The following is a 22,359-nucleotide window of genomic DNA, read 5'->3' on the forward strand; positions in this document are numbered from 1 at the left end:
CCCGAGCATCACCAGCTTAGGAGCGGCCACGGCGACCCGCACAGCGGGCCGCCGCACCTGCAAAGGCCGCCAAGAAGGCGGTCAGGACCAACCGTGGGATCAGGTCGTGCTGAGCACGGCGGCTCATCCGGCGTGCTCGACGCAGTTCACTGCGCTGGGGCGCTCATCAGCGCTTGGGGCAGGTAGGCGGAGCGGACGCTGAGCTGCCAGCAGTGTGCGGTGTGGGCGAGGGCGGCCAGCGTGACGGCTCCCACCGGCAGCAGGGTCCTGGCCGCCGGATCGGCGCCGACGTTTTCGCGGTGCGCGACGAGCCGATCGTGGAGGGCTTGCTCGAAGGCGGTCTGATCGTCGTCGAGCAGAACGCGCAGGAGTCGCTGGTCGGGGGTGAGCGTGCCGGCCGCGTCGAGTTGCTGTGCCGTGCGAGTGCGGTGGGCTGCGTCCGGCTTGGCCAGCGGCGCCGGGTAGGGGTAGGCGTCCTCAAGGACGTCGAGGTAGCCGCACAGTGCGTCCATCTCGGCGAGGTCGGCGGGTTCGGAGACCGACTCGCGCTCCGAGTAGGGAACGCCGTCCCGGATGGCTGGTGCGTAGTCCCGGAGAAGTGTGGGGCCGATGAACCTGCCTTTGTGGCCTATCAGTCCGCTGATGACGCACCACTCGAACGCGTCCGTCCACGTCCGCGCCGTGGTCAGTGGGTGGGTGGGCTCGTACCTCTCCTCGTAATGCAGGTCCTGATTGCTGAGGGTCTCCGTAGCCAGCGGGAGGGGGATCTCGAAGTCGCCGTCGGGGAAGCAGGACAGGCTCAGCACGCCCATGGCGCACTCGGCGGCGGTGAGCAGGGCGGTGCGCGAGTCAGGCATCTCCAGAGCGGGATCCGACACGGTGCGTGCCCCAAGGTGATCGGCCAGTTCTTCACCGAGTTCCCTGAGCCCGCGCCGCAGCGGCATTTCGGTCCAGACCATGTCGTGCCACCGGCTGAAGGCCCGGCCGGACATGTCGTCCAGGGCCTGCTCGAGGCGCTGCTCTGTCACGGCGTGAGGGGTCACTTCGTTGATCGGCATGCGGTCCATCCTGGCAGTGGATACCGACAGCCCAGTCCCCATCCGACGTTCACCAGCCAGAACTCCGTGTGACTGAGCGCGCTAATTGGCCACGCCAGCCGCTTGGGTGACCGTGCGGCCGGGGCGGCTGGGGCAGGTCAGAGGCCGCCGGTGTTGAGCAGCCGGTTGGGGGTGTCGGAGCGGACACCGCGTAGGACACCGCGGGTGGCCGTGTGGTCGAGCCAGACGTGGACTTGGTCGGCCGTGGCGTGCGGGTGTGCCGACAAGTACAGCGCGATCACACCGGTCGCGTGCGGTGCGGCCCAGGACGTCGCGCCGCCGGTCTCCGTGACCGTACCGCCGTCGGCGAGGGCCGAGGTCACCTTCTGGCCGGGGGCGTACAGGTCCACGCATCGTCCGTAACCCGAGCCGTAGGAGCCGCCGTCGCTCCACGCCCGATCGTTCGAGGTGGAGGCCGCCACGACGATCGTGCCGGGGACGCCGGCCGGGGAGTGCTTGCAGGCGTCGTCATGGAAATTGCCGGCCGACACCACCGTCGGGATCCCCGCATCGACCATCTTCTTCACGGCGGACTCCAGCGCCGCCGACCGGTGGTCGAGGTTGAGCGACATGTTCACCACCGCCGGCTTCTGCGCGTGCGCGGTGACCCACTTGACCGACTTCACGAGCGCCGCCTCGGCCGCCGCCGACGAACCGCCGCCCCCGCTCTCGCACAGGACGCCCTGGACCCGTACGAGCTCCGCCTTGGGCGCCACCCCGTACTTCGTCCCGCCGATGACGCCGGCGACGAACGTGCCGTGGCCGGTCCCCTCCTCGCTGAAGCAGTCACCGGAGTCTTTCGGGCCCACGAAGTCGGCGCCGAGGTGGGCGCGTCCGCCGAACTCCTTGTGGGCGATGTCCATCCCCGTGTCGATCACATAGACGTGCACGCCCTTGCCCGTGGCGGTGGTGGTGAGCTTCCCGTTCAGTGGACGCGACCGCTGGTCCAGGATGTCCAGGTTCCACGGCACGTTCCGGGTGACTCGCGCCGCCGCGGCCAGCTTCTCCAGGTCGGCGTCGGGCACCGCCGCCGAGTTTGACGGCGCCCCGCCCCCGGAGGCCGCAGCGCCGGCTTCCCCGCCGCAGGCCGAGGCCCCGAACACCGTCACCATGGCCACCGCGATGAGACCGGCCTTCGTCACATTCCGCGTCACGTCGTCCCCCACTTGCCCGTTTCGTACACAGTCAGCGCACAAGACGAGCGCAGGGGGCGAGCGGTTCCGGCGAGGCGTGCGGGTGGGTCGGTGCACGCGCTCGACGGCACCGTGCTCCGCGCACGCCCACGGTGCTGGACCGGCCGCTGGGGATGTGGCTGGCGAATCTTCGACGGCCCGGTGCGCAGTCGACTCCCTACACCCCGGTTCGGTGCACCAGGCCGTTCAGAATGAGGGCGAGGCCCGCTTCGAACGCCGACTCGTGATCGATCACCGGCACGTCGGCCGGTAGATCCGCGCTGTCACCGGGGCCGGTGTCTGCCTGCTCCTCCAGGACGCTGCCGACCGTGAAGCGGCCGGCGGCCAGCATCGCCATCTGCGCTTCCCGCTCGGGGAGGCCGGAGGCGACGAGGAAGTCCATCTTGCGGCGGATCCGGTCGAGGTCGCCGGTGGGGGTGCTGCCGGCGTGGAGCCGGGCGCCGTCCCGGCGCATCAGCAGGGTGCGCCTGAAGCTGCGCGTGTTGTCCGCGAACCAGTCGCGCCAGTCGTCGTCGGGCGTCGGCAGGGGCGCGGTCGCATGGGGTTCCATCGCCGCCTCCGCCATGGCGGCGAGGAGGTCCTTCTTGGTGCGGAAGTACCAGTAGAGCGAGGGCTGTTCCACGTTCAGTCGCTTCGCCAGCCGTCTCGTGCTGACGGCGTCCAACCCGACCTCGTCGAGCAGGCCGAGCGCCTCAGCGATGACGGTCTCACGGTTCATCTTGGCCACGTTGACAATCTATCGCTGATAGATGAATCTGGAAAGGAATCTTTCACTGATAGATTCTGAAGGGATGGGATGGGCATGACAAAGGGATCGGGAGCGCAGCCCCTGCGGGTCCTCGTCGCCGGTGGTGGGGTCGCGGGGCAGGCTCTGGCCTTCTGGCTCACGCGGGGCGGCCACCGGGTGAGCGTCGCCGAACGCTTTCCGGCGCTGCGGGCCGCCGGGGCTCAGGTCGATCTGCGAGGGCAGGGCATCGAAGCCGTCGAGCGCATGGGGCTTCTCGACGCCGTCCGGGGCAAACTCGTGGACGAGAAGGGCGTCGCCTTCGTCGACTCCCGCGGCAAGGCCAAGGCGACGATCATGGCCAACACCTCGGGGCAGGGCCGGCAGACCCTCACGTCCGAGTACGAGATCATGCGTGGGGACCTGGTGCGCATCCTGCACGACGCGACGAGGGACGACACCGAGTACGTTTTCGGCAAGAGCGTGGACAGCTTCGAGCAGGACGCACACAACGTCGTCGCGCACTTCTCCGACGGCTCGTCCGGCGCATTCGACCTTCTGATCGGCGCGGACGGGCAGGGATCACGCATCCGGCGAGCGCTTCTGCCGCAGAGCTCCGACCCGTACTGGCGCGTCGGCATTCATATGGCCTACTGGTTCGTTCCGCACATCGCGTCCGACAGCGCCATCCGGGACACCTACATGGTCCCGGGCGGCCGTCAGATCATGCGCCGCAGCCACAATGCAACCGAGACCCAGGTGTACTTCGTGATGCGGGAGGACTCCGAGGAAGCCTCCGCGATCCACCGCGCGCCCGTCGATCGCCAGCAGGAGTTCTGGGCGAGCAGATTCCGCGACGCCGGATGGCAGACCGGGCGCTTCATCGAGGGCATGAAGACCAGCCCGTTCTTCTACTCCCAGGAGATCGTCCAGGTCCGCACCGACACCTGGTCCAAAGGCCTCGTGGTCCTGGCCGGCGACGCCGCGCACTGCGCCTCCCCCTACAGCGGCATGGGCATCTCCGGCGCCCTGGTCGGCGCCCACGTCCTGGCCGGCGAGATCAACCGGCACCCGGGCGACCTGCCCACCGCGCTGGCGAACTACGACCGCGTGCTGCGGCCCTTCGTCAACGAGATCCAGGGCGACGTCAACCCACGCCTGTTGCGCCTGGGCATGCCCATGACCCAGCGTGCGATCGATGTCTTCCAGGCCACCACCGCGCTGGCCTGCTTCCTGCACGTCCCTGACCTCGCCGCGCGCCTGTCGAAGGAGGACCGCGGCGGCAACTGGCGGCTCCCCCTGAACCCTGCGCCGACCGACGCCGCCTGAAAACGGCCGGGCGATCTGCACCAACGGACGTCATGACCACGGCCCGGCCAGCGGTGTGAACGGGCGCCGTCCGGGCGGTCCACCTCGCTGGCTTCGTCCATGGCGACTGAGAGGCCATCTCATTTGGCGAGTCTGCGGTAGCAGATGAGGGTGCAGGCGATGCCGGTGAAGGCCAGGAAGTGGTCGCCGCCGGCGGAGCAGGTGGGCACGACAGCGGCGCGCCCGGGTTCCGGCCGCGCCGCTGTCGAGCTGTGGTCAGCCCTCGGGGAGCCCCCGGGTCAGTGGAGCTTGTTGACGGCGGTCTTCGTCGTGGTGCGGAAGGCGGTCAGCGGGGCGTCCTCAAGGTCGCCCATCTGGCCCCAGCGGACGAGGGTGACGGTGCGTCCGTCGCGGCCGACGGAGAACAGGTGGATGTCGGAGATGCCGATCTGCGGGTCGGCGGTGTCCAGGCTGTAGACCCAGGCGCCCTCCTCGACGGCGAGCTTGCCGTGGGAGGCGCTGACGGCCTGCAGGCCCGGGTTCTGCTGCTCCAGCAGGGGGCCGCAGCCGGCGAGGGCCCCGCGGAGGGTGTCGACCAGCTTCACGGCGTCGGCCTCGGTACGGGCGACGGTGGTGACCTGGACGCCGTTGGTGTCGAGCTCGGTGCTGAACTCGCGGTAGCGCGTGTTCTGCGCCGGGATCTTGTACGGGGCGCAGAGGACGCCGCCGTTCTCCGGGACGCCGGTGAAGACCTGGGTGGCGGTCCACGGCGTCGACGACGGCGGCATCTGGGAGGCGGCGAGGAAGGCGGGCTGGGCAGCGGCCTGCGCCGGGGCTGTGGCGAGGGCCGCGAGGCCCAGTGCGGCAGCGGCTGCGGTGGCGAGTGCGGTGCGGAGCTTGTTCATGGTGGTGGATCCCCCGTCGGGTCGTTCGTTCGGTCAGTGCTCAATCAGCGTGGGGCCGGCGCCCGCCGGCTGCAACGATCACGCGCCCACCAGCCGTCCCGGAACCATTCCACCCCCGCTGACGTGCAAGGACGTGAAGGATGGGACGCAGGGTCGAGGGGGATGGAATGCCGAAGGACGCCGCCGTCGAGGAGTTCGCGGGGCTCGTGCGCGCGCTGAAGGCGCGGGACGGGAGGAGTTACGAGGCGCTGGGCCGGCGGCTGAGCGTCAGCGCGTCCACCCTCCACCGCTACTGCTCGGGCGCGACCGTCCCGGAGGAGTTCGCCGTGGTCGACCGCCTCGCCCTGCTGTGCGGGGCGGACGAGGAGGAAAGGCGGGCCCTGGAGGCGGCCTGGACGGAGGCGGACCGCGCCCGCCGCCGAGCGGCCTCGCCCGCGCCCACGCCTGTGCCGGCCGTGTCGGCCGCGCCGGAATCGAACCTGGAACCGTCCGCGCCGGAACCGGGCCCCGGCCCCGCCCCGGACCCGTCCGCCCCGGATCCGTCCGCGCCGGAGGCGCCCCGCGCCCGCCCCCGTCGTGGCGCCCCCGCTCCCCTCCTCGTCGCCGCCGCCGTCGCCCTCGTCGTGCTCGCCCTCGCCGCCGCCCTGCTCGGCCACCCCACCCGTACGGGTTCCGCCCCCGCTCCCGCTTCCACCGCTCCGGGGCGGACCGCGGCCCCCCTCCCCTTCACCTGGAGCATCGGTTCCCAGCTCTGGGAGGGCGGCTGCGGGCACACCTACCTCGTGGACCGGGCCCCCCACGCGGTCGCCCCGCCGCCGGTCGCGGCCGACTCCGGGGCGTGGGCCGGGACGCACGATGCCGTGCACGGCGGGGAGGCGCTGGTGCGGATCACGGTCCAGGGCCGGTCGCCGTCCGACGCCGTCGTCCTCCATGCCCTGCACGTGCGCGTGGTCGACCGCGCCGCGCCGCTGCCGTGGAACGCATACCGGATGGACAACGGCTGTGGCGGCGCCGTCACCCCGCGCCACTTCGCCGTGGACCTCGACCGGCCGCGCCCGCTCGCGAGGCCCGTCGACGGTCTTGACGCCTCCGGCGCCGAGGTCCGGAAGATCCCGGCCGTCTCCTTCCCGTACAAGGTCACCTCCTCCGACCCCGAGGAGCTGCTGGTCTCCGCGCGGACGGCGGGCTGCGACTGCCGCTGGTACCTGGAGCTGGAGTGGAGCGCCGGGGGCCGTACGGGGACGGTGCGGATCACGGACGGCGGGAAGCCGTTCCGCACGAGCGGGACCAGGGGGAGGCCGACGTACGTGCACGACTCCGCCGAAGGGCGCTGGATCACGGACTCGGACTCTGGGCAGACCGGGTGACCGATGAGTAACTTCGACTGACATAGGCTGAGCAAGCGCTTAGACCGTGTCCTACGTGGTGAGGCGGACGAATCGTTTTAGCAGCACAGGGCGGCGGCGAGCCCGAGAACGGCCGGGTAATTGCGGGGATCGCGCTCGTAGCGAGGGTTCAGACGTCGGTAGCCGGACAGCCAGGACATGGTCCGCTCGATGACCCAGCGGCGGCGACCCAATCGCCCTCTGGACTCGATTCCCTTGCGCGCGATTCGCACTCCGATGCGTTTGCCGCGTAACCATTTCCGCCGATCAGCACGGTCATAGGCCTTGTCCGCGTGTAGGCGCTGGGGCTTTGAGTGCCGGCCGCGATCGGGGTCGTGTCTCGTCTGGTGACCCTCGGCCATGGGCTTCAGGCCTTCGCTGTCGTGCGTGTCGCCGGCCGAGACGCCGACGAGGAGGGGCAGTCCGTTCGCGTCCGGCAGGACGTGCATCTTGGAACCCGGATTGCCCCGGTCCACGGGGCTCGGACCTGTGTGTTCGCCCCCCTTTTAGCGCGGACGTGGGCGGTGTCGAGGACGACGCGGGTGACGTCGACGAGGCCGGCGTCGTCGAGCAGGTGCAGCACTGCTTCGTGCAGCCGGCCCCAGACACCGGCCCGCGACCAGATCAGGAACCGGCGGTGGGCGGTCGACTTCGATATCCCGAAGCAGGGCGGCAGTTGGCGCCAGGCGCAGCCGCTGACCAGCACGTAGATGATCGCCGCGAACAGCGTCTCATCAGGCGTGTCCCGCGTTCCGCCACCCTGCGGCCGCACCCTCGACGGAGGGATCAGCGGCTTCGCGATCTCCCACAGCCCGTCCGGAGCAATCCAACTCCACGTACCCCGCCCCATGTACGGCTCAACGTCGTCCGCCTCACCACGTAGGACACGGTCTAAGGGAGGAGTTCCTGCGATTGCAGGTGGACACCGACCGGCGGGGTGCCGGTCGCACCTTCGCCGTCGACGATTCACGGTGTGCTGGCAGCGGTTGCGGGACATCCGCCAAGTGGTACCGGTACTGCCAGCTTCGATCGTGATGCTGGGCGGACTCGGATGAAAAGCACAACAGCTCTGCCATAGACGGCAGTTGAGTAGATTTGATCATGTCTGCGTGGAGATGATGTAAGGCATGACAGGCGTGCAGCGAGCATGTTGGTGGGGACTCGGCGGACTGGGCACCGCCCTATCGGTGGGCCTGGCGGTGTGGGTGACCGCGACTCATCCTGAAGGTTCCGGGCAAGCGTGGGGCGCGGTGGGGGCGCTGGCTGGGGTCGCGGCAGTAGTGGCCGCCCTATGGCAACTGCGTGTCTCCGCTTCCTCTGCCGTGGCACCTTCACTCGCTGGCCCGATGAGGGGTGACAGCGGCGCAATCGTTACGGGCGGGAGTGTGACTAACTCCTCGACTTCGGTCACGGGCACCCCGTCTGTTGCTCCGACACAGGTTCCTTCGGGGAGGAGCGGTAGCACCGGCGCCATCGTGGCCGAGGGGAATGTTGAGGGCTCGAACACCAGCTACCAAGCATGAACCTCGACCCTGAAGAAAATCCATCCCCGCAGGAATCCATCTTTTGGCTCGAAGGGGAAACTGGTTCCATCGTCGCCGGCGGGGATGTCATCGGTTCCTCTACGCACTATTTCCGGGCTGAGCAGGTCATCTTCCTGTCCTCTGATGATCCAATCCGTCCCCTCGTGAGGGCTAGCTCCGAGATGCTTTCTGCCCTTCGAGGGCGCTCCGGCGATGCGCCGAAATGGTCGGAAATTCGAGAGCCGCTCCTTGAGCTGTATGCAATTTTGGACGAGTGGTGCGAAGCGGCCGAGGCATTGGAGGGAATTATCAGGGGCGTCCTTGAGGAGCATCAGCCCGATGGGAAGTTTCTTTACTTCCCCCCATTTGTCAGAATTCCATCCATTCGTTTGGGGGATACCAATGTGATTCCCGGATATGTCGACCGAATGCAGTCGGAAATTTGCGGACTATTGACAGAAAGGGCGCACTGGACGAAGCGGTGGAGCCTCTCTCGTCGGCGCAAGGCTGCGCGGAGAGGATTGCGTAATGTCATGAGAATCTACTGCCCGGACGTCCTGGAGTCGTTCGAAGCTGCGATAGAAGGCCGTTCGGCATGGATGGAAGAGAACCGCGCCGAACTGATCCTCCTTGTTGAGAATCCGGACGCTTCGGCCGAGGAAATTTCGCAGGCTTCTTTCGGCTTGAGTCAAACCTATTATGCAATGTATGTGGCGCGGGGGAGGCTGGGTGAAATGATTCGGGAGACATTTCCGCTAGGTCCGACCCCGGGGAGTGCGTGAGCGGCCGCATTCTGTATCGACGGGCAGTGGCGGTGGTGTCCTCTCCGCCGATGGGGGTGCTCCGGTGGCCCAGTGCGTCACCGCCAACGGGGCCCTATGCCTACTGATCCAAAATGAGTGAGCCGATGTGAGTGTGTGAAGGACGTGAGTCGGGTCACTCGTCGTCGAGCCGCTGAAGAACCTGCGTGAAGTCACCAGCATCGAGCAGGTCAGCGAGCACCTGAGTCATGGGCCGGATCAGTTGGCCGACGTGTTCCGCATCATCTCGGCTGCCTCGGTGATGGCGCGTTGTCTGAGATCGCCGAACAACTGCATCGTGACGGCGGCCAGGACGTCGTCCCCGCCAACGGTGCGCCCGTCCCCGCGACGGGTGGACAGGGCGAGGAGGGGGTCCTTGAGCAGCGGGGCCGGGTCCGGCTCGCCCGGCACCACCAGACTGACCGTCCCGAACCGCTTGACCCCGCCCTCGCGGACGACCTTGGCCGCATCCTGGGCGAGGGCCGTCAGGAACACGCTCGCAATTCCGTCCAGGTCGCGGACCATCGCCGGGAGCGCCCTCACCCCCCGGCTCCCCAGCAGCCTCCTCACCCCGGCCTCGAACCGGTGGGAGCCGGCCACACCACTCGGTGTACGCGCCCCGCGGCGCTCACGAAGCGACACGAGCGCACCATCGGCGTTGTGCACCTCGCCCATCAGGCCGTGGAAGGTCGGGCTGTGCAGGTACCACGCCGATCCCACCTCCGCCTCGATGTTCCGGTCGATCGCCGAGATGAGGTCCTGGGGAATCAGTCTCTTCCTGTTCTCCTCGGCTGCCGCGCTTCTCGCGCCCTCGATGATCTCCGTCAGTACGGTCCGCGTCACCGACGCGGCAGCCCAGGCGGCCGACCGGGAGACGTGCAACGAGGTCACGTCCCTGAACACAGCTTTGACGAGCGGAGGCTTGAAGGGCAGGTCGGTCATGGCGGAAGCGGTCTGCGGACCGCTGCGCTCGGTGCGTAGGGGTTGTGTGGTCATCGAAGAATGTGCTTCCTGTGCTGTCGGAGGTGTCAGTGGCCCATGTTGCGCCGGGCGGCGAGACCACAGAGCTCTGCGGAGGGCGCCGAGCCGACACAGGGCCTGCCGGGCGGGGCCGCCGGCACACAGAAGAGCGGGCGGCCCCGCCCGGATTTTTCGGCGTTCCGACGGCCGGGCGTGCGGCGGGGCCGCCACCCGGGCGCCGCGCTGTGGTGCGGCGCCGTGCCGGTCAGGCGACCTGGTACCTGCCGACTTCCAGGAAGTGGCGCAGTCCTTCGGGTGTGTTGTCGTCCAAAGCGGCGTTGGCTGCCGCGCGCAGGGCCGGGCTGATGGACGAATCGGCGAGGATGCGGGCGATGGCGACGCGGTCGTCCTCGGCCTGGGCGATGCGGTAGCCCGTCTCCAGCCAGGCGCGCATCGCCTCGGGGTCGTTGGCGTCCAGGAGGGCGTTGGCTTCTCGTGTCACACGCCGGCCGCTGTCCGGGTCGGCGAGGATCCGGGCTATGGCCACCTTCAGGTCGTCGGCGTCCGGCTCGTCCGCGGACGAGGACACCGCGGGCACCGTCACCGCGGTCGATGCCGCCGTGGCGGCGAAGGACGGGGTGGCGAGCAGGAGGGCCGGGGCAAGGATGCCCGCGGCGATGCCGGGCGCTACGCGATGCAGTCGCAAGGGGAATACTCCTCTTCCTTCGACGGAGGTGAGTTGAGGACGCCTCAGGGCGTTCACTTCGGTGATGCTGCCACCTGGGTCTGACAGTGGCTGTCGCCCGCTGCTGTCGCAGGCCACCGTCGCCGCGGACGTGGCCGGTGTTTCACTCAAGACGACCGCCCGGCGGATCGCCCAGGATGCCGTTGACCACGTGGGCGGCCGGGTGTGACTCGTCGAAGCCACCCGAACACCTGGGGCCCCCGCTGCACCGCGTCCGTGCAATCGGCTCCGGCGCGGCAACCGCGGCGGGCGCCCGCCTCTCTTCGGCAAGCAGCTCTACAAGCGGCGCAACGTCGTGGAACGGTGCTTCAACCGGCTCAAACCGGTCAGATGGCGGTTGCGGGCGTCGAAGGTCGCCGTCGTCGTGCCTGCTTTGGTGCGATTGCCTGCCGCGTCATGTGCCCCCTGTCCTGCATCGTCGAAGCCGCGGGGTGCCCCTGGTTTTTCGCTGATTTCATGACCAGTAGGAAACACCGCTCCAGCGGCATCCCGCCTGATCGGCGTGCTGCCCGCAGCCGGTCCCCGTTCGCTTACTGCCATCTGCCGTCGGGGACGTGCATGCCGCGACCGAGGACCCGAAAGTCGTACGCGTGTGTGGCGAGCAGACTCTATGATCACTCCGCCCCAGCGTCCGCTGCGGCCGCACACGCCTCCGAGACAGGCCGAAGCCGATGACGAGCACCGCCCCCAAAGCTCCCTGGATCCTTGCCCGCTCCGCGCAGGTGGCGATAGCGGTGGCCGCCGTGGCGGACGCGTTCCGCGCGGCGGCGGTCCGGGATCACTACCTGCGCCACACGGATGCGTCCCTGCACAAGTCGGGCTTCATCTCCATGATCTTCGCTTATCTGATGTCTCTCACGATCGTGCTGTTCCTCGTGTGGCTCGCCCGGTCCCGGCACAACGCCCAGGAGTTGTCCCCCCGGGCCTCGCTCCCGAGTCGGGCCTGGACGATCGGCGCGTGGTTCATACCAGTGGTCCACTTCTTTGTCCCTCGCCGGTTCGTCCTGGACATCGGGCGCGCGAGCTCTGCGTCATGGGAGGAGAAGCGAGACACGACACTGGTGAATCTATGGTGGGTCGCCTGGATCACGCACGCGCTGGTGCTCGTGGTGGCTGCCCGGCTGGCCCCGGGGTCGATGGCGTCCCTCGTGGTGGCGGAGGCGCTCATGATCGCGGCGGCCGTGCTGCTGGGGCTCGTCATCGAGCGCGTCACCGCATTGCAGAGCACCGCGCTCGGCGCCACCGTCCCGGTCGCACCTCTCGCCCAGGCGTGAGGCAGTTCCTACGAGGCACTCCCCCACAGCGGCGTGATTTGCTGCGCCTGGGGAAGTCGAACTCGATCTCGGCAAGCACATCGCCGAGAAGTTCTGAGCCTCTCGGGCATTTGTGCCGTCACCTGCTCCATGGGGCATGCACGGACGGATGCCCGCGAAGCGCAACGCAACCCGGAACATGGCGCCGCGTGCGAACGGACGCCGCTGTGCTTCCCCGTCACAGCTCGGATCTTGTCGAGCAGCGGCAGCAGTTGAATGAAGCTGCACCCTTTCAGCGTTGCCGCTCCAGGGTGAGGACGGCGGCGGCCGCGCGCAGCCCCATGCACGAATTCACCGACTGGCTCCGCGCACGCGACGTGAACACCCGCCAAGCCGGGACGGCAAGCCTGCGAACCGTGCGCGTATTGCTCGCGCAGCTCGGAGCCGAGGCTGTATCCGCGAGCAGGACGTCCTGGCCATCGCGACACTCAGCGACCATCACAAGGGGCGACGCGTGATCCACTTCCTCCGTGACATCGGCCGGCTTGTCCCTCTCCCTGCCCACGACGCCGAGCTGGCCCGCGCCCGCCGGCCGGCCGCGTCCCTGCCCGCGTCGTTCGACACCGCAGTTGACCTTTGGACCGACGTCCTGCTCGGCCAGGGCAGCCGGCCCTGTCCAGCCCGCGCCTCCGCAACCAATCACAGCTACGTGTAGAACGTCGTCCCGATCCTGGCGGGCTGGGCCGCCGAAGGCATCACAGATCCGAGGGAGATCACCAGCGACCACACCGCGGCCGCCGTGAAAGCCACACAGCCCACCCGACGGCACACGGTCCATCCTCCGCTGCGGTCGCTCTTCCGCACCCTGCGACGCGTATGCCAGATCTTCCGCGACCCAGCACGACGCGTATCCCTGCCCACCGCGCCACGCCTGCCAGTCCCTCTGCCCAGCGACACCCTCAACGTCATCCTGACTCGCGTCGATGACGCCCGCAGCCAACTGATCATCGCGCTCGTCGCCATCCACGCTCTGGCCCACGAAGACCTCCCGTCCCTGCTCTTCGACGCCCTCGACCGGGCACGCGGGCGCCTGCGCGTGCGCCGCGTCGGACGTCCCGATCACCACGTCCATCTCGACGAGGTCACCCCCGCTCTCGCCACGGCCTGGCTGCGTAAGAGGTACCGTCGCTGGCCGCGCACCACGAACCCGCATCTCCTGGTGAGCCGGGTCTCCGCCACGGACGACACCGGTCCGATGCTCAGCACCGAAGTCACCAGGACCGTGTTCGAACGCGTCGGAATGCCCGCCCGCAAACTGCGCCAGGACCGCATCTACGACGAGGCCCGGCACACGGCCGACCCTGTCCACCTCATGCGCCTGTTCGGCATCGGCAAGAGCACCGCCATGAAATACGTGGCCGCCCACTCCGACGAACGGCCTGACCTCATCACCCCGTGCGCTCCAGTGGCACAGGCGGACGTCCCGGGGGGACGCCGAGCCGATGCCGTGCCCGCTCGCGTAGGACCAGCTGCTGCCACGGAACGTCCCACCTGCTCGATGACAGCAACGCCATAACCGATAGGGGCGTCGGGGGGCCGCGGACACCGACCCCTCTCCGTCAGCTCCGATTCCGGAGTCCGGCGAGGAGCAGATCCGCGACGAAGTCCGCATGGTGTGCGACGGCCTCGGGATCGAGAGGGTCTTCCGGCCCCATGAGGCGGGACAGGCCGATCAGACTGAAAAGCGCGGTGCCACCATGGGCGACGAGGAAGTACAGGGTGCGCATCGGCACCGGGGCGATGACACCCTCGTCGGCGAGCTGACGCAGGGGCGCGGTCGCCTCGGTGAGGATCGGTTCGATGTGCTGCTCATAGAGGTAGTCCAGGCGCGGTGAGCTGGCGACGCCTTCGACAGTGGTCAGCCGCAGGATCTCCGGCCGGTGTGCGTTGACGTGGATGAAGCGCACGACGATCCGCCGGAGCTGCTCCATCGGGCCGCCCCCGGCGTCGTCGAACTCCTGGCGCATCTCGGTGGCAACGAATCCGAAGGCGTGGTCGACGGCGGCGTACCAGAGCTTCTCCTTGGAGCCGAAGCGCTGGTGGATGAGGTTGTGGCTGACGCCGAGCTGCCGGTTGAGAGCGGCCACAGAGGCGCCGTCGTACCCCTTGTCGGCGAACATGCACAGGGCCGCGGTCAGGATCTCATCGAGGGTTGCGGGGGCCAGGTCGGCGGGGGGCCGACCGGTCCGCCGGGCCGGGGCGGTCCGAGAAGTCGGAGTCGTCATGGGCAAAGCGTACCTCCGAGAGGTTGACACCCATCAACTTCAGATTGATGCTTGTCAACATCTAGCGAAGTTGACGGGTGTCAACAATTCATCGACCCCCGGCTTCAGCTCCCGTACGAGCCGCAGGAGGTCCGTCATGCAGCGCGAGAACCATGTGGTGGGCAACACCTTCGTATACCGCTACGCCCACCCCGAGCCCGATCACGTGCTGCTGGTCCAGCACGGCATCGGCGGCCACGGCGGGGTCTACGACCCCTTCGGCGCCCACTACGCCGGGCTGGGCGCCGAGGTGTGGTGCATGGACGCGCCCGGCCACGGGATGTCCCGGATCGCCCAGGTACGACCGGCAGGACGATTCACGCTGGAGGAGTGGGTGGAGGCGGCCGTCGAGGTCGCCGAGCACATCAACGAGACCACCGGCCTGCCGGTGTTCATCAAGGGTTCCTCACTGGGCGCGGCCGCCGCCTACGGCGCCTACGCGGCCTCGGACGTCTTCACCGGCGCCGTCCTGATGGGATACGCGATCCCGTCCTCACCGATGATCCCCGCGGACAATTCCTTCCGCACCAACGCCTTCGAGCAGCTGATCGCCCAGTTCGGCGACGCACTGCTCCTGGACATCGACCGCTTCTACGACCTCGATCTCGACTACGGCTACAAGGGCGCCCGGCAGCAGAAGCGGGAGGACCCGCTCAACACCTGGGCGTACGAACTGTCCTCGGTGGGCTCCCTCATGCGCTACGAGCCGACCGTGCCGCTGGCCGAGAACACCAAGCCGATCCTCTTCACGGTCGGCGAGAAGGACCCGGTCTTCACCCCGGACATCGCCCGCAGCGTGGTCGCCGCGACCGGCGGACCTGTCCAGTTGCACGTGCACCCCGGCGGCGTCCACCAGCTGATGATCTTCCACACCTCCGACTACTCCGCCGTGGTCAGCGAGTGGTGCAGGAAGCGTCTGACCCGTCCGGCAGCCGAGGCCGCCTGATCCCGACCATGTCCGTCCATCGCATCCCGGCCGTCTCCGGCCGCTGATCACAAGGGAGTGCTCGAACATGTCAGTCCACCCCCGTGCGCTGAACCACATCGCCTTCGCCACCCGGGACATCAAGACCCAGATCGAGTTCTTCACCTGGGCTGCAGGCTCAAGGCTCTGTTCTGGATGCACGGTGTCGAGGGCGCCTGGCACGGCTTCCTCGAACTCAACCCCACGTGCTACATCGCCTTCGTCCAGCACCCCGACAATCCCGACAAGATCGAGGTCGGACTCACCCACGCCGGCACGCCGACCGGAACGGTGGCCGTCGGCGCCATGCAGCACATCGCCCTCGACGTCGCCGACGACGAGGAGCTGCTGACTCTGCGCGACCGGATCCGCAGCCGCGGCATCATGGTCATCGGTCCCGTCGACCACGGCTTCTGCCGTTCGATCTACTTCGCCGGGCCCGAAGGACTGGTCCTCGAACTCACCGCCGGCGAGGCGATCCCGGAGTCGGCCTGGCTCGACCCCGAGGTCGTCGAGAAGGCGGGAATCAACGCCGGGGACCTCGCCCGCTACCGCGAGCCCGCCGACTACATCCGGCCCGCCGAGGCCGTGCCCCAGCCGACTCTGGACCGCACCAGGCCGCACATGGCCTTCCCCGACGAGATCTACGAGTTCCTGGCCACCGCCACCGACGAGCAGATCCGGGAGATGCTCAGCGAGACCGAGCCGCCGGTGAAGGCCGACGACTGAACACCCCAGAGCCCGGCGGGCGGCGCATTCGGACGCAGGTCCGCGCGCTCCGCCGGGCGCCCCTCCGTGAGGGGGCACGCGCCTCCGCTCGCGAGGACCGCCTAGTGACCAGCCATCGCCTGCCTCTCCTGACTTCTCCCGGATGTCCGGCTCTTTTGGCCGCTGCCCCCTTCCTCTCCCTTTTCAGCCGCCGCCGGTGTCCGCGTGCAACTCCCCCGTTTTGAGGTAACCGATGTTCATAGCCACCGTTGTCCTGTCCGTCCTGCTCGCCCTCGGCTTCGTCGCCGCGGGTCTCCCCAAGGCCCTCGCCCGACCGTCTGTGAAGAACGAGGCCGCCACCTGGACTATTCGATGGGCGCCTTCCGTGTCATCGGTCTGCTGGAGCTGGCCGGTGCGGTCGGACTGGTCAGCGGCCTGTGGCTCTGGCCGCTCGGCGTGACGGCCGCCGTCGCGCTGCTCCTGCTGCTCGTCGGCGCCGTCCTGTCCCACCTGCGCGCCAAGCACGCCGCGAAGACCCTCGCCCCCGCAGTGCTCTTCGCCGTGGTTACGCTCGCGGTACTCCTCCTGCGCCTCGCGACGTCGTGACCGTCGCCGGCCCCACTCCGGGGCCCTAAATCCCGGGGACATGACGGCGCGAGCACGGTGGTCACCCGCTGGTCCTGCCCTTGCGGCGCTCGGCGCCCAGGCGGGCGAAGTGGTCGATGAGGTCGGGGGCGTCCACCGCGGCCGGATTCACGACCTGCTCGACCGGAGCGCCCTGGAGCAACCGCTTGACCGGGACCTCCAGCTTCTTGCCGGTACGGGTGTGCGGGATGCCCGGCACTTCGATGACCTCGTCGGGGACGTGACGGGGTGAGGCGCCGGTGCGGAGGGCGTCCTTGATCGTCTCGCGCAGGGCGTCATCCAGAGTCACCCCGGCGGCGGGGACCACGAACAGCGGCATCCAGTAGCCGCCGTCCGGCTCCTCGGCGCCGATGACCAGGGCCTCGGCGATCTCGGGGAGGCGCTCGACGACATCGTGGATGTCGGCGCTGCCCAGGCGTACCCCGTTGCGGTTCAACGTGCTGTCGGAGCGACCGTGGACGATCACCGAGCCATGGCCCGTGACCGTGATCCAGTCGCCGTGCCGCCAGGCATCCGTGTAGGAGGAGAAGTAGGCGTCCCGGTAGCGGGCGCCCTCGGGGTCGTTCCAGAAGTACAGCGGCATGGAGGGCATCGGGCGGGTGACGACCAGTTCGCCCACCTGGTCCACCACCGGCGAGGCGTCGGCGTCGTACGCGGCCAGCGCCACGCCCAAGTGTGGTACGGACAACTCGCCTGCCCACACCGGTGTGTTGGGGGCGCTGCCCGCGAAGCCGGAGACGATGTCGGTGCCGCCGCTGATGGAGGCCAGCAGGACGTGCTCACCGACGTGGTCGCGGACCCACGGGTAGGCGGACGCAGGCAGGGCGGACCCCGTGCAGCCGACCACACGGATCGCGGACAGATCGTGCGCCGAGGGGTCGATGCCGAACTTGGCCATGCCCAGGAGGTACTGGGGGCTGGTGCCGAAGACGGTGACCCGATGGCGCGCGGCCAGCTCCCACAGCGTGTCGAGCTTGGCGAAGGGCGCCGGGCTGCCGTCGTACGTACATGTCGTGGCGCCGGTCAGGAGGGTGGAGGCGACCAGGTTCCACATCATCCAGTGGGTGGTGGTGTACCAGAGCAGGCGGTCACCCGGGCCGAGGTCGGAGTGCAGGCCCAGGGTTTTGAGGTGCTCCAGCAACACGCCGCCGTGGCCGTGGACGATGCCCTTGGGCAGGCCGGTGGTGCCGGAGGAGAAGACGACCCACAGGGGGTGGTCGAACGGCACGGGTGTGCAGACGAGTTCCTCGGTTCGGGTCGAGGCGTCCTCCCAGGGGACTACCAGCGACGGGTACGGCTGCGACGGCCAGGGCAGGCCGACGTGGTCCACGAGCAGGGTGGCCTTCGGCGTCGGCAGTGCGCGGGCGAGGTCGAGTACGGCGTCGCGGCGGTCGTGGGTGGTCCCGTTGAAGAGGTAGCCGTCGGCGGCGACCAGGACGGCGGGTTCGAGCTGGGCGAACCGGTCCGCGGCGGCGTTGGGCGCGTAGTCCTGTCCGCACACCGACCAGACGGCGCCCAGGCTCGCGGCGGCGAGGAACGCGACGATCGCGTGCGGGGTGTTGGGGAGGTAGCCCACCACCCGGTCGCCCCGGCCGACGCCCAGGTCGCGCAGGGTCGCGGCGACGGAGGCGACCAGGGCACGCAGCCGGCCGCCGGTCACCTCGCATCCGGAACCGGTCTCGTCGAGGGCGATGATCGCGACGTCGTCATCCCGGACGTTGCGCAGGGCGTGGTGGGCGTAGTTGAGGGTGGCGCCGGGGAACCAGCGGGCGCCGGGCATGATCTCCTCGGCCAGTACCTGCTCGTACGGGGTGTCGGAGTCGATGTCGAAGTAATCCCACACCGCACCCCAGAAACCCTCCAGGTCGGTGACCGACCAGCGGTGCAGGGCGGCGTAGTCGTCGGGGCCGATGCCCTGCCGCCGGGCGAACTCCACGATGCGACTGGCGGCCGCCGTCTCCGGGTCGGGGGTGAAGAAGGGCGTGCTCATCGCGTCGTACTCCTCGACAGGCTTTTCGGGGCCCTGCGTTCCGAAGGAACAGGGCTTCGTGTGGTGTGCAGCAGGGACGCCCAGGCGGCGGTTGAGGTGAAGTCCCGGCCGCCGGAGGGGACGACGTCCAGCACGATCCGGTCGGGGCGCAGCAGAACCGCGTCCGCGCGTCCGGCGCGCAGCCAGGCGGCCAGTGTGCCGTCGTCGCCGAGGTCGGTCACCGGGACCGCGGGTACGCCCAGACCGTGGGCGAGCGCGGTCAGCGAGGGGCCGGGTTCGGTGGCCGTCAGGACGGCGAAGGAGTCGCCGAGCATCTCGTCGAGACGGGTGCGCCGTCCGCCGACGCTCACCCATGGCTGGGGACAGTGCGTGCCCGCCAGGCCGCGGCGGACACCGCGCCGGACCAGCGGCCCGGCGGTCAGGGGCGGGCTGAGGTCGCGGCCGGCCAGTTCGGTCAGGCCGGGTATGCGGCAGGCCGCGGCCAGTGACCTGCGGCGGAGCGCGGCGGCGACGTCCTGGCCGCCGGTCATGGCCCAGCCCATGGCGACCGCGAGGCGGACCACATGCCGGGCGTGCGGTCTGCGTTCGCCTTCGTAGGTGTCCAACAGCCTTTCGTCGGCGCCCTGTTGGAGGACGCGGGCGAGTTTCCAGGTGAGGTTGTAGGCGTCCCGCAGCCCCGAGCACAGCCCCTGCCCGACGAAGGGCGGGGTGAGGTGCGCGGCGTCCCCGAGCAGGAAGACCCGTCCGCTGCGCCACCGGTCGGCGATGCGCGCCCGGAAGGTGTACTGCGTCTCGCGGACGACCTCGAAGTCCCCGTCGTACGAGGTCGGCAGCCATGGGGCGATCAGCTCGCGGACCGCCTCCTGGCCTTCCCGCTGCCGGAACTCCCAGCGGTAGCGGGTGGCGTTCACCCGCATGAAGGTTGCCGGCCGCTTGGGGTCGCAGACCTGGTCGACGCCCTCCCAGCAGCGGACGGGGCCCGTCGTCTCGGCGTCGATGACGGTCCAGCGTTCCTCGAAGTGCAGGTCCTCCCATGCGCCGCCGATCGCCTCGCGGGTGAGGCTGCCCGCGCCGTCGCAGCCGAGGACCGCCTCGACCCACAGCTCGTGCTCGCCGGTGTCGTCGCGGTAGGCCACGCGCACCGGGCCCGTGGTGTCGGGGCCGATGCCGGTGACCTCCACGCCCCCGCGCAGTTCGCACTCCGGGTGCCGGGCCAGCTCGGCGCGCAGCACGCCTTCCAGCTCGGGCTGGTCGAACATACTGGACTGCGGATAGCCGTGATGGCCTTTCCGGGAGCGCCGGAACTCGGCCATCACGCGGTGGCGGGCGTCGAGGAGCCGCAGCCCGCCCGCGGGGCGGGAGATCGCGGTGAACTCCTCGCCGACGCCGGCGGCCTGGAGGATCCGGTGGATCTCGTCGTCGTTGGCGACGGCGCGCGGGAGCGGGTAGACGTCCCGGTGGCGTTCGAGGACGACGCTGCGGACGCCGTGCCGGGCCAGGAGGAGGGCGGCGGTCACGCCCACCGGTCCGGCCCCGACGATCACGACGGGCACCCGTGCGGCTTCGTCGACGTTCATGTGCGGCTCACCTCGGGTGTCAGTTCGTGTCAGCGACGGGCGTGCCCTGCTCGCCGAGGTCGATGCGGCCGTCCGGCGTCGCGATGGTCGCCGTGATCACGTCGCCGGGGCTCAGGTAGTGCGGGTTCTTCGCCTGGCTCTTGAAGAACGCCTTCCATTTCACGGCGGGCGGCAGCAGCGCGCCGATCTTCTCGACGGCCTTCGGCGGGGCCTTCAGGGCTGTGCCGCCGGGGGTGCCGGTGAGCAGCAGGTCGCCGGCGTCCAGGGTCTGGAAGCGGGCCAGCAGGGTGAGCGCCTGGGCCGGGCGGACGATCATGTCGGCGACGGTGCGATCCTGGCGCAGCTCGCCATTGACGCTCAACTTCAGCCGCAGGTCGAGGAGATGAGCGAAGTCCTCCGGCTCCAGGAGCGCGAGGTGAGGGCCGGTGGGCGTGAACGTGGGGTACGACTTGCTCTCGTAGAACTGCGTCTTGGTCAGCTGTACCTCGCGGGCGCTGATGTCGTTGGTGATCACCAGTGCGGCGACGTACGACGGCAGGTCCCGCTCCTCGACGACAGTACCGACGGGCAGGGGCGCGCCCATGACGAGCCCGAGTTCGATCTCGTAGTCGAGGAACCTCACGTGGGCGGGGCGCACGACGGCCTCCCCGGGGCCGCTGACCGAGCCGGACGCCTTGCGGAAGAACGCGGGCGGAACGTCGTCCTTGAAGCCCGAATCGCGGGCGTGGCTGCGGTAGTTGACCATCTGGGCGACGATCCGGCAGGGCGTGGTGACCGGCGAGAGCGCGACGAGGTCGGCGACGGGCGTGCCCGCTTCGCCGGAGGCGGCGGCCTCGCGTACGGCGGCGCGGTCGGCCAGCAGCTCGGCGGTGGTGACGGCCTTGGTCTCGACAGGGACGGCCCGGCCGCCTCGGACGACCCACCAGCCGTCGGCGGTGCGCAGGACATTGGTGCTCATGTCAGTGCCTTCGTGAGGGGATTCGCGTACAGGGGTTCACTCGCGTGCGAGGTTCAGGAGTTGGCGGCCTTGAGCAGGCCGAAGAGTCGCGCCGGGTCCATCTCGTTGTCGCCGCGCAGGGCCTCGATGACATCGCGGACCCGCTGCGGGGAGGGGCTCGCGCCGAGAAAGTCGCGGGTGGCGGGCGGGCCCCACTGGGCGAGTCCGCTGGTCGACATGGGCGCCCAGCCCGGCTCGACGTCGCAGGAGAACAGGTCGCCGTCGGCGAAGTGCTCCAGCATGAAGTGGTCGGGATCGCGCCAGTAGTCGAAGAGCTGGCTGCCCTGGATGTGCCGCCCGATCCCCCAACTGCGCTTGTAGCCGCGCTCCTTGAGGTACTCGCCGCCGACGGCGATCGAGTCCAGGTCGGTGACCTGGTAGGCGGAGTGGACGTATCCCGTGCCCGGCCCCAGGTGCATGGCCAGGGTGTGGTGGTCGGTCGGCACGCCGCCCAGGTCGCAGCGGATGAACGCCATCGTCGGACCGCGGCCTCGCTGTCCGTCCAGGAACAGGAAGTCCGACACGATCATCCCGAGGGTGTCCAGGTACCAGTCCAGGGCCCGGCCGAACACGCGGGTCTCCAGGACCACATGGCCCAGCCGCTGGATACGGGACGGCTCGCGCGGCGGACGCTGCGTGGCGTTCGCACGACGGTGATCCGTGCCGAAGTTGAGGAGCAGCGGCTGCTGTTCCGGCAGCGCGGGAAGCCGTTCGCCGCAGTGCACGACCCGCACCGGGAAGCCCGAGGGGTCGAGCAGGTCGACCACCTTGCCGCCGCCCGGAACGTCGGCGTCCCGCACCTCCCGGCCCGTCGCGCGGGCCAGCCGGTCGAGGTCGGCTCGCTCGGCGGCCCGGAACGCGGGGCCGATGAAGCGGGACGTACGTCCCTTGCGGATCACCATGCAGGGTGAGCCGGCGAAGGTGCCGCGCAGCCACAGCTCCCGCTCGGTGCGCCCGGCGATCCCGAACCCGAAGTCGCGGGCGAAGACCTCCGCGCGGTCCAGGTCGGGCTTCTCGAACTCCAGCCAGGCCAGGTCGGCGACCTTGATCACGGGATTCCGGGAGCGGCCGGGGTGTTCGCCGCGCAGGGCGCCCTGCTCGCTGTGGAGGTCTTGGTGGGCCGTGATGACGTCGGCCCCGTTGACGCGGATTTCAGACATGGTGCCCTCCGAGCAACATTGCCGTAATGAGGGAATCATCAACTGTGACAGTTCTGTCGTCAAGGTGTTCGCGACAGGAAATGATGAATTCATCAGGACTG

Annotated in this window: 19 protein-coding genes and 2 pseudogenes; 9 read left to right on the forward strand and 12 right to left on the reverse strand. The window is 69.4% G+C overall.

Features of this window, described 5'->3' with window-relative positions:
• Positions 1–146: 146 nt before the first annotated feature.
• The 3 genes from OG440_RS00990 to OG440_RS01000 form a co-directional block, all read right to left on the reverse strand.
• Positions 147–1,058, reverse strand: coding sequence for an immunity 49 family protein (locus OG440_RS00990; protein ID WP_406004894.1), 912 nt, complete (start codon positions 1,056–1,058; stop codon positions 147–149).
• A gap of 137 nt (positions 1,059–1,195) precedes the next feature.
• Entirely contained in the window at positions 1,196–2,251 is a 1,056-nt protein-coding gene (locus OG440_RS00995; RefSeq protein ID WP_406004895.1) for a S8 family peptidase, read from the reverse strand.
• 196 nt (positions 2,252–2,447) lie between these two features.
• Complete coding sequence (locus tag OG440_RS01000) at positions 2,448–3,008, reverse strand: TetR/AcrR family transcriptional regulator C-terminal domain-containing protein (protein ID WP_406011215.1); 561 nt, start codon at positions 3,006–3,008, stop codon at positions 2,448–2,450.
• 84 nt (positions 3,009–3,092) lie between these two features.
• On the opposite strand from OG440_RS01000, the gene OG440_RS01005 reads away from it, so the two are divergent.
• A complete protein-coding gene (locus OG440_RS01005; RefSeq protein ID WP_406004896.1) occupies positions 3,093–4,343 on the forward strand; it encodes an FAD-dependent monooxygenase in 1,251 nt (416 codons plus the stop codon).
• Between the two features lie 278 nt (positions 4,344–4,621).
• Here the strand turns inward: OG440_RS01005 and OG440_RS01010 are convergent, their stop codons facing one another.
• Positions 4,622–5,227, reverse strand: coding sequence for a hypothetical protein (locus OG440_RS01010; RefSeq protein ID WP_056789649.1), 606 nt, complete (start codon positions 5,225–5,227; stop codon positions 4,622–4,624).
• 167 nt (positions 5,228–5,394) lie between these two features.
• Here OG440_RS01010 and OG440_RS01015 point away from each other — a divergent pair, with 167 nt between their 5' ends.
• On the forward strand, positions 5,395–6,594 hold the full coding sequence (locus OG440_RS01015; protein ID WP_406004897.1) for a helix-turn-helix domain-containing protein: 1,200 nt from the start codon (positions 5,395–5,397) through the stop codon (positions 6,592–6,594).
• A 51-nt stretch (positions 6,595–6,645) separates the two neighbouring features.
• Here the strand turns inward: OG440_RS01015 and OG440_RS01020 are convergent.
• Positions 6,646–7,462: pseudogene (locus OG440_RS01020) on the reverse strand (IS5 family transposase).
• Between the two features lie 669 nt (positions 7,463–8,131).
• Between OG440_RS01020 and OG440_RS01025 the strand changes: the two are divergent.
• On the forward strand, positions 8,132–8,917 hold the full coding sequence (locus OG440_RS01025; protein ID WP_406004898.1) for a hypothetical protein: 786 nt from the start codon (positions 8,132–8,134) through the stop codon (positions 8,915–8,917).
• Between the two features lie 237 nt (positions 8,918–9,154).
• On the opposite strand, the gene OG440_RS01030 is transcribed toward OG440_RS01025, so the two are convergent.
• Both OG440_RS01030 and OG440_RS01035 read right to left on the reverse strand, forming a co-directional pair.
• The gene (locus tag OG440_RS01030; protein ID WP_406004899.1) at positions 9,155–9,931 is read right to left on the reverse strand and encodes a hypothetical protein; all 777 of its coding nucleotides are present in this window, start codon (positions 9,929–9,931) and stop codon (positions 9,155–9,157) included.
• A gap of 229 nt (positions 9,932–10,160) precedes the next feature.
• Positions 10,161–10,601, reverse strand: a complete 441-nt coding sequence (locus OG440_RS01035) for an ALF repeat-containing protein (RefSeq protein WP_406004900.1) — start codon at positions 10,599–10,601, stop codon at positions 10,161–10,163.
• 262 nt (positions 10,602–10,863) lie between these two features.
• Here OG440_RS01035 and OG440_RS01040 point away from each other — a divergent pair.
• The 3 genes and pseudogenes from OG440_RS01040 to OG440_RS01050 form a co-directional block, all read left to right on the forward strand.
• Positions 10,864–10,971: pseudogene (locus OG440_RS01040) on the forward strand (IS5/IS1182 family transposase); the annotation flags it as partial.
• Between the two features lie 340 nt (positions 10,972–11,311).
• Complete coding sequence (locus OG440_RS01045) at positions 11,312–11,914, forward strand: DUF4328 domain-containing protein (protein WP_406004901.1); 603 nt, start codon at positions 11,312–11,314, stop codon at positions 11,912–11,914.
• A gap of 778 nt (positions 11,915–12,692) precedes the next feature.
• Positions 12,693–13,469 carry a hypothetical protein gene (locus OG440_RS01050; RefSeq protein WP_406004902.1) on the forward strand — a complete coding sequence of 259 codons (777 nt, stop codon included), beginning with the start codon at positions 12,693–12,695 and terminating at the stop codon, positions 13,467–13,469.
• A 43-nt stretch (positions 13,470–13,512) separates the two neighbouring features.
• On the opposite strand, the gene OG440_RS01055 is transcribed toward OG440_RS01050, so the two are convergent.
• Entirely contained in the window at positions 13,513–14,178 is a 666-nt protein-coding gene (locus OG440_RS01055; protein ID WP_406004903.1) for a TetR/AcrR family transcriptional regulator, read from the reverse strand.
• Positions 14,179–14,314: 136 nt separating this feature from the next.
• Between OG440_RS01055 and OG440_RS01060 the strand changes: the two genes are divergently transcribed.
• The 3 genes from OG440_RS01060 to OG440_RS01070 all read left to right on the forward strand — a co-directional run bounded on the left by OG440_RS01060 (position 14,315) and on the right by OG440_RS01070 (position 16,495).
• Positions 14,315–15,163, forward strand: coding sequence for an alpha/beta hydrolase (locus OG440_RS01060; RefSeq protein WP_406004904.1), 849 nt, complete (start codon positions 14,315–14,317; stop codon positions 15,161–15,163).
• Positions 15,164–15,337: 174 nt separating this feature from the next.
• Positions 15,338–15,910 (forward strand): VOC family protein, encoded by a 573-nt coding sequence (locus OG440_RS01065; protein WP_406004905.1) that lies wholly within the window; start codon positions 15,338–15,340, stop codon positions 15,908–15,910.
• 204 nt (positions 15,911–16,114) lie between these two features.
• Positions 16,115–16,495 (forward strand): DoxX family protein, encoded by a 381-nt coding sequence (locus OG440_RS01070; RefSeq protein ID WP_406004906.1) that lies wholly within the window; start codon positions 16,115–16,117, stop codon positions 16,493–16,495.
• Positions 16,496–16,556: 61 nt separating this feature from the next.
• On the opposite strand, the gene OG440_RS01075 is transcribed toward OG440_RS01070, so the two are convergent.
• The 4 genes from OG440_RS01075 to OG440_RS01090 are packed head-to-tail and all read right to left on the reverse strand — an operon-like array spanning position 16,557 to position 22,258.
• Positions 16,557–18,524 carry an acetoacetate--CoA ligase gene (locus tag OG440_RS01075; protein WP_406004907.1) on the reverse strand — a complete coding sequence of 656 codons (1,968 nt, stop codon included), beginning with the start codon at positions 18,522–18,524 and terminating at the stop codon, positions 16,557–16,559.
• Entirely contained in the window at positions 18,521–20,101 is a 1,581-nt protein-coding gene (locus OG440_RS01080) for a bifunctional 3-(3-hydroxy-phenyl)propionate/3-hydroxycinnamic acid hydroxylase (protein ID WP_406004908.1), read from the reverse strand. Before OG440_RS01080 ends, OG440_RS01075 begins: the two co-directional genes overlap by 4 nt.
• A gap of 19 nt (positions 20,102–20,120) precedes the next feature.
• On the reverse strand, positions 20,121–21,059 hold the full coding sequence (locus tag OG440_RS01085; protein ID WP_406004909.1) for a fumarylacetoacetate hydrolase family protein: 939 nt from the start codon (positions 21,057–21,059) through the stop codon (positions 20,121–20,123).
• A gap of 53 nt (positions 21,060–21,112) precedes the next feature.
• Positions 21,113–22,258 carry a VOC family protein gene (locus OG440_RS01090; RefSeq protein WP_406004910.1) on the reverse strand — a complete coding sequence of 382 codons (1,146 nt, stop codon included), beginning with the start codon at positions 22,256–22,258 and terminating at the stop codon, positions 21,113–21,115.
• Positions 22,259–22,359 lie beyond the last annotated feature (101 nt).

It is taken from the genome of Streptomyces sp. NBC_00637, from assembly GCF_045161545.1.
Taxonomy (GTDB): Bacteria; Actinomycetota; Actinomycetes; order Streptomycetales; family Streptomycetaceae; genus Streptomyces.

Bases quoted from the DNA above. Each gene is read 5' to 3' on its own strand.
- OG440_RS00990 (WP_406004894.1), bottom strand. From the start codon at position 1,058: ATGCCGATCAACGAAGTGACCCCTCACGCCGTGACAGAGCAGCGCCTC.
- OG440_RS01000 (WP_406011215.1), bottom strand. From the start codon at position 3,008: ATGAACCGTGAGACCGTCATCGCTGAGGCGCTCGGCCTGCTCGACGAG.
- OG440_RS01005 (WP_406004896.1), top strand. From the start codon at position 3,093: ATGACAAAGGGATCGGGAGCGCAGCCCCTGCGGGTCCTCGTCGCCGGT.
- OG440_RS01010 (WP_056789649.1), bottom strand. From the start codon at position 5,227: ATGAACAAGCTCCGCACCGCACTCGCCACCGCAGCCGCTGCCGCACTG.
- OG440_RS01015 (WP_406004897.1), top strand. From the start codon at position 5,395: ATGCCGAAGGACGCCGCCGTCGAGGAGTTCGCGGGGCTCGTGCGCGCG.
- OG440_RS01025 (WP_406004898.1), top strand. From the start codon at position 8,132: ATGAACCTCGACCCTGAAGAAAATCCATCCCCGCAGGAATCCATCTTT.
- OG440_RS01030 (WP_406004899.1), bottom strand. From the start codon at position 9,931: ATGACCACACAACCCCTACGCACCGAGCGCAGCGGTCCGCAGACCGCT.
- OG440_RS01045 (WP_406004901.1), top strand. From the start codon at position 11,312: ATGACGAGCACCGCCCCCAAAGCTCCCTGGATCCTTGCCCGCTCCGCG.
- OG440_RS01055 (WP_406004903.1), bottom strand. From the start codon at position 14,178: ATGACGACTCCGACTTCTCGGACCGCCCCGGCCCGGCGGACCGGTCGG.
- OG440_RS01060 (WP_406004904.1), top strand. From the start codon at position 14,315: ATGCAGCGCGAGAACCATGTGGTGGGCAACACCTTCGTATACCGCTAC.
- OG440_RS01065 (WP_406004905.1), top strand. From the start codon at position 15,338: ATGCACGGTGTCGAGGGCGCCTGGCACGGCTTCCTCGAACTCAACCCC.
- OG440_RS01075 (WP_406004907.1), bottom strand. From the start codon at position 18,524: ATGAGCACGCCCTTCTTCACCCCCGACCCGGAGACGGCGGCCGCCAGT.
- OG440_RS01080 (WP_406004908.1), bottom strand. From the start codon at position 20,101: ATGAACGTCGACGAAGCCGCACGGGTGCCCGTCGTGATCGTCGGGGCC.
- OG440_RS01085 (WP_406004909.1), bottom strand. From the start codon at position 21,059: ATGAGCACCAATGTCCTGCGCACCGCCGACGGCTGGTGGGTCGTCCGA.
- OG440_RS01090 (WP_406004910.1), bottom strand. From the start codon at position 22,258: ATGTCTGAAATCCGCGTCAACGGGGCCGACGTCATCACGGCCCACCAA.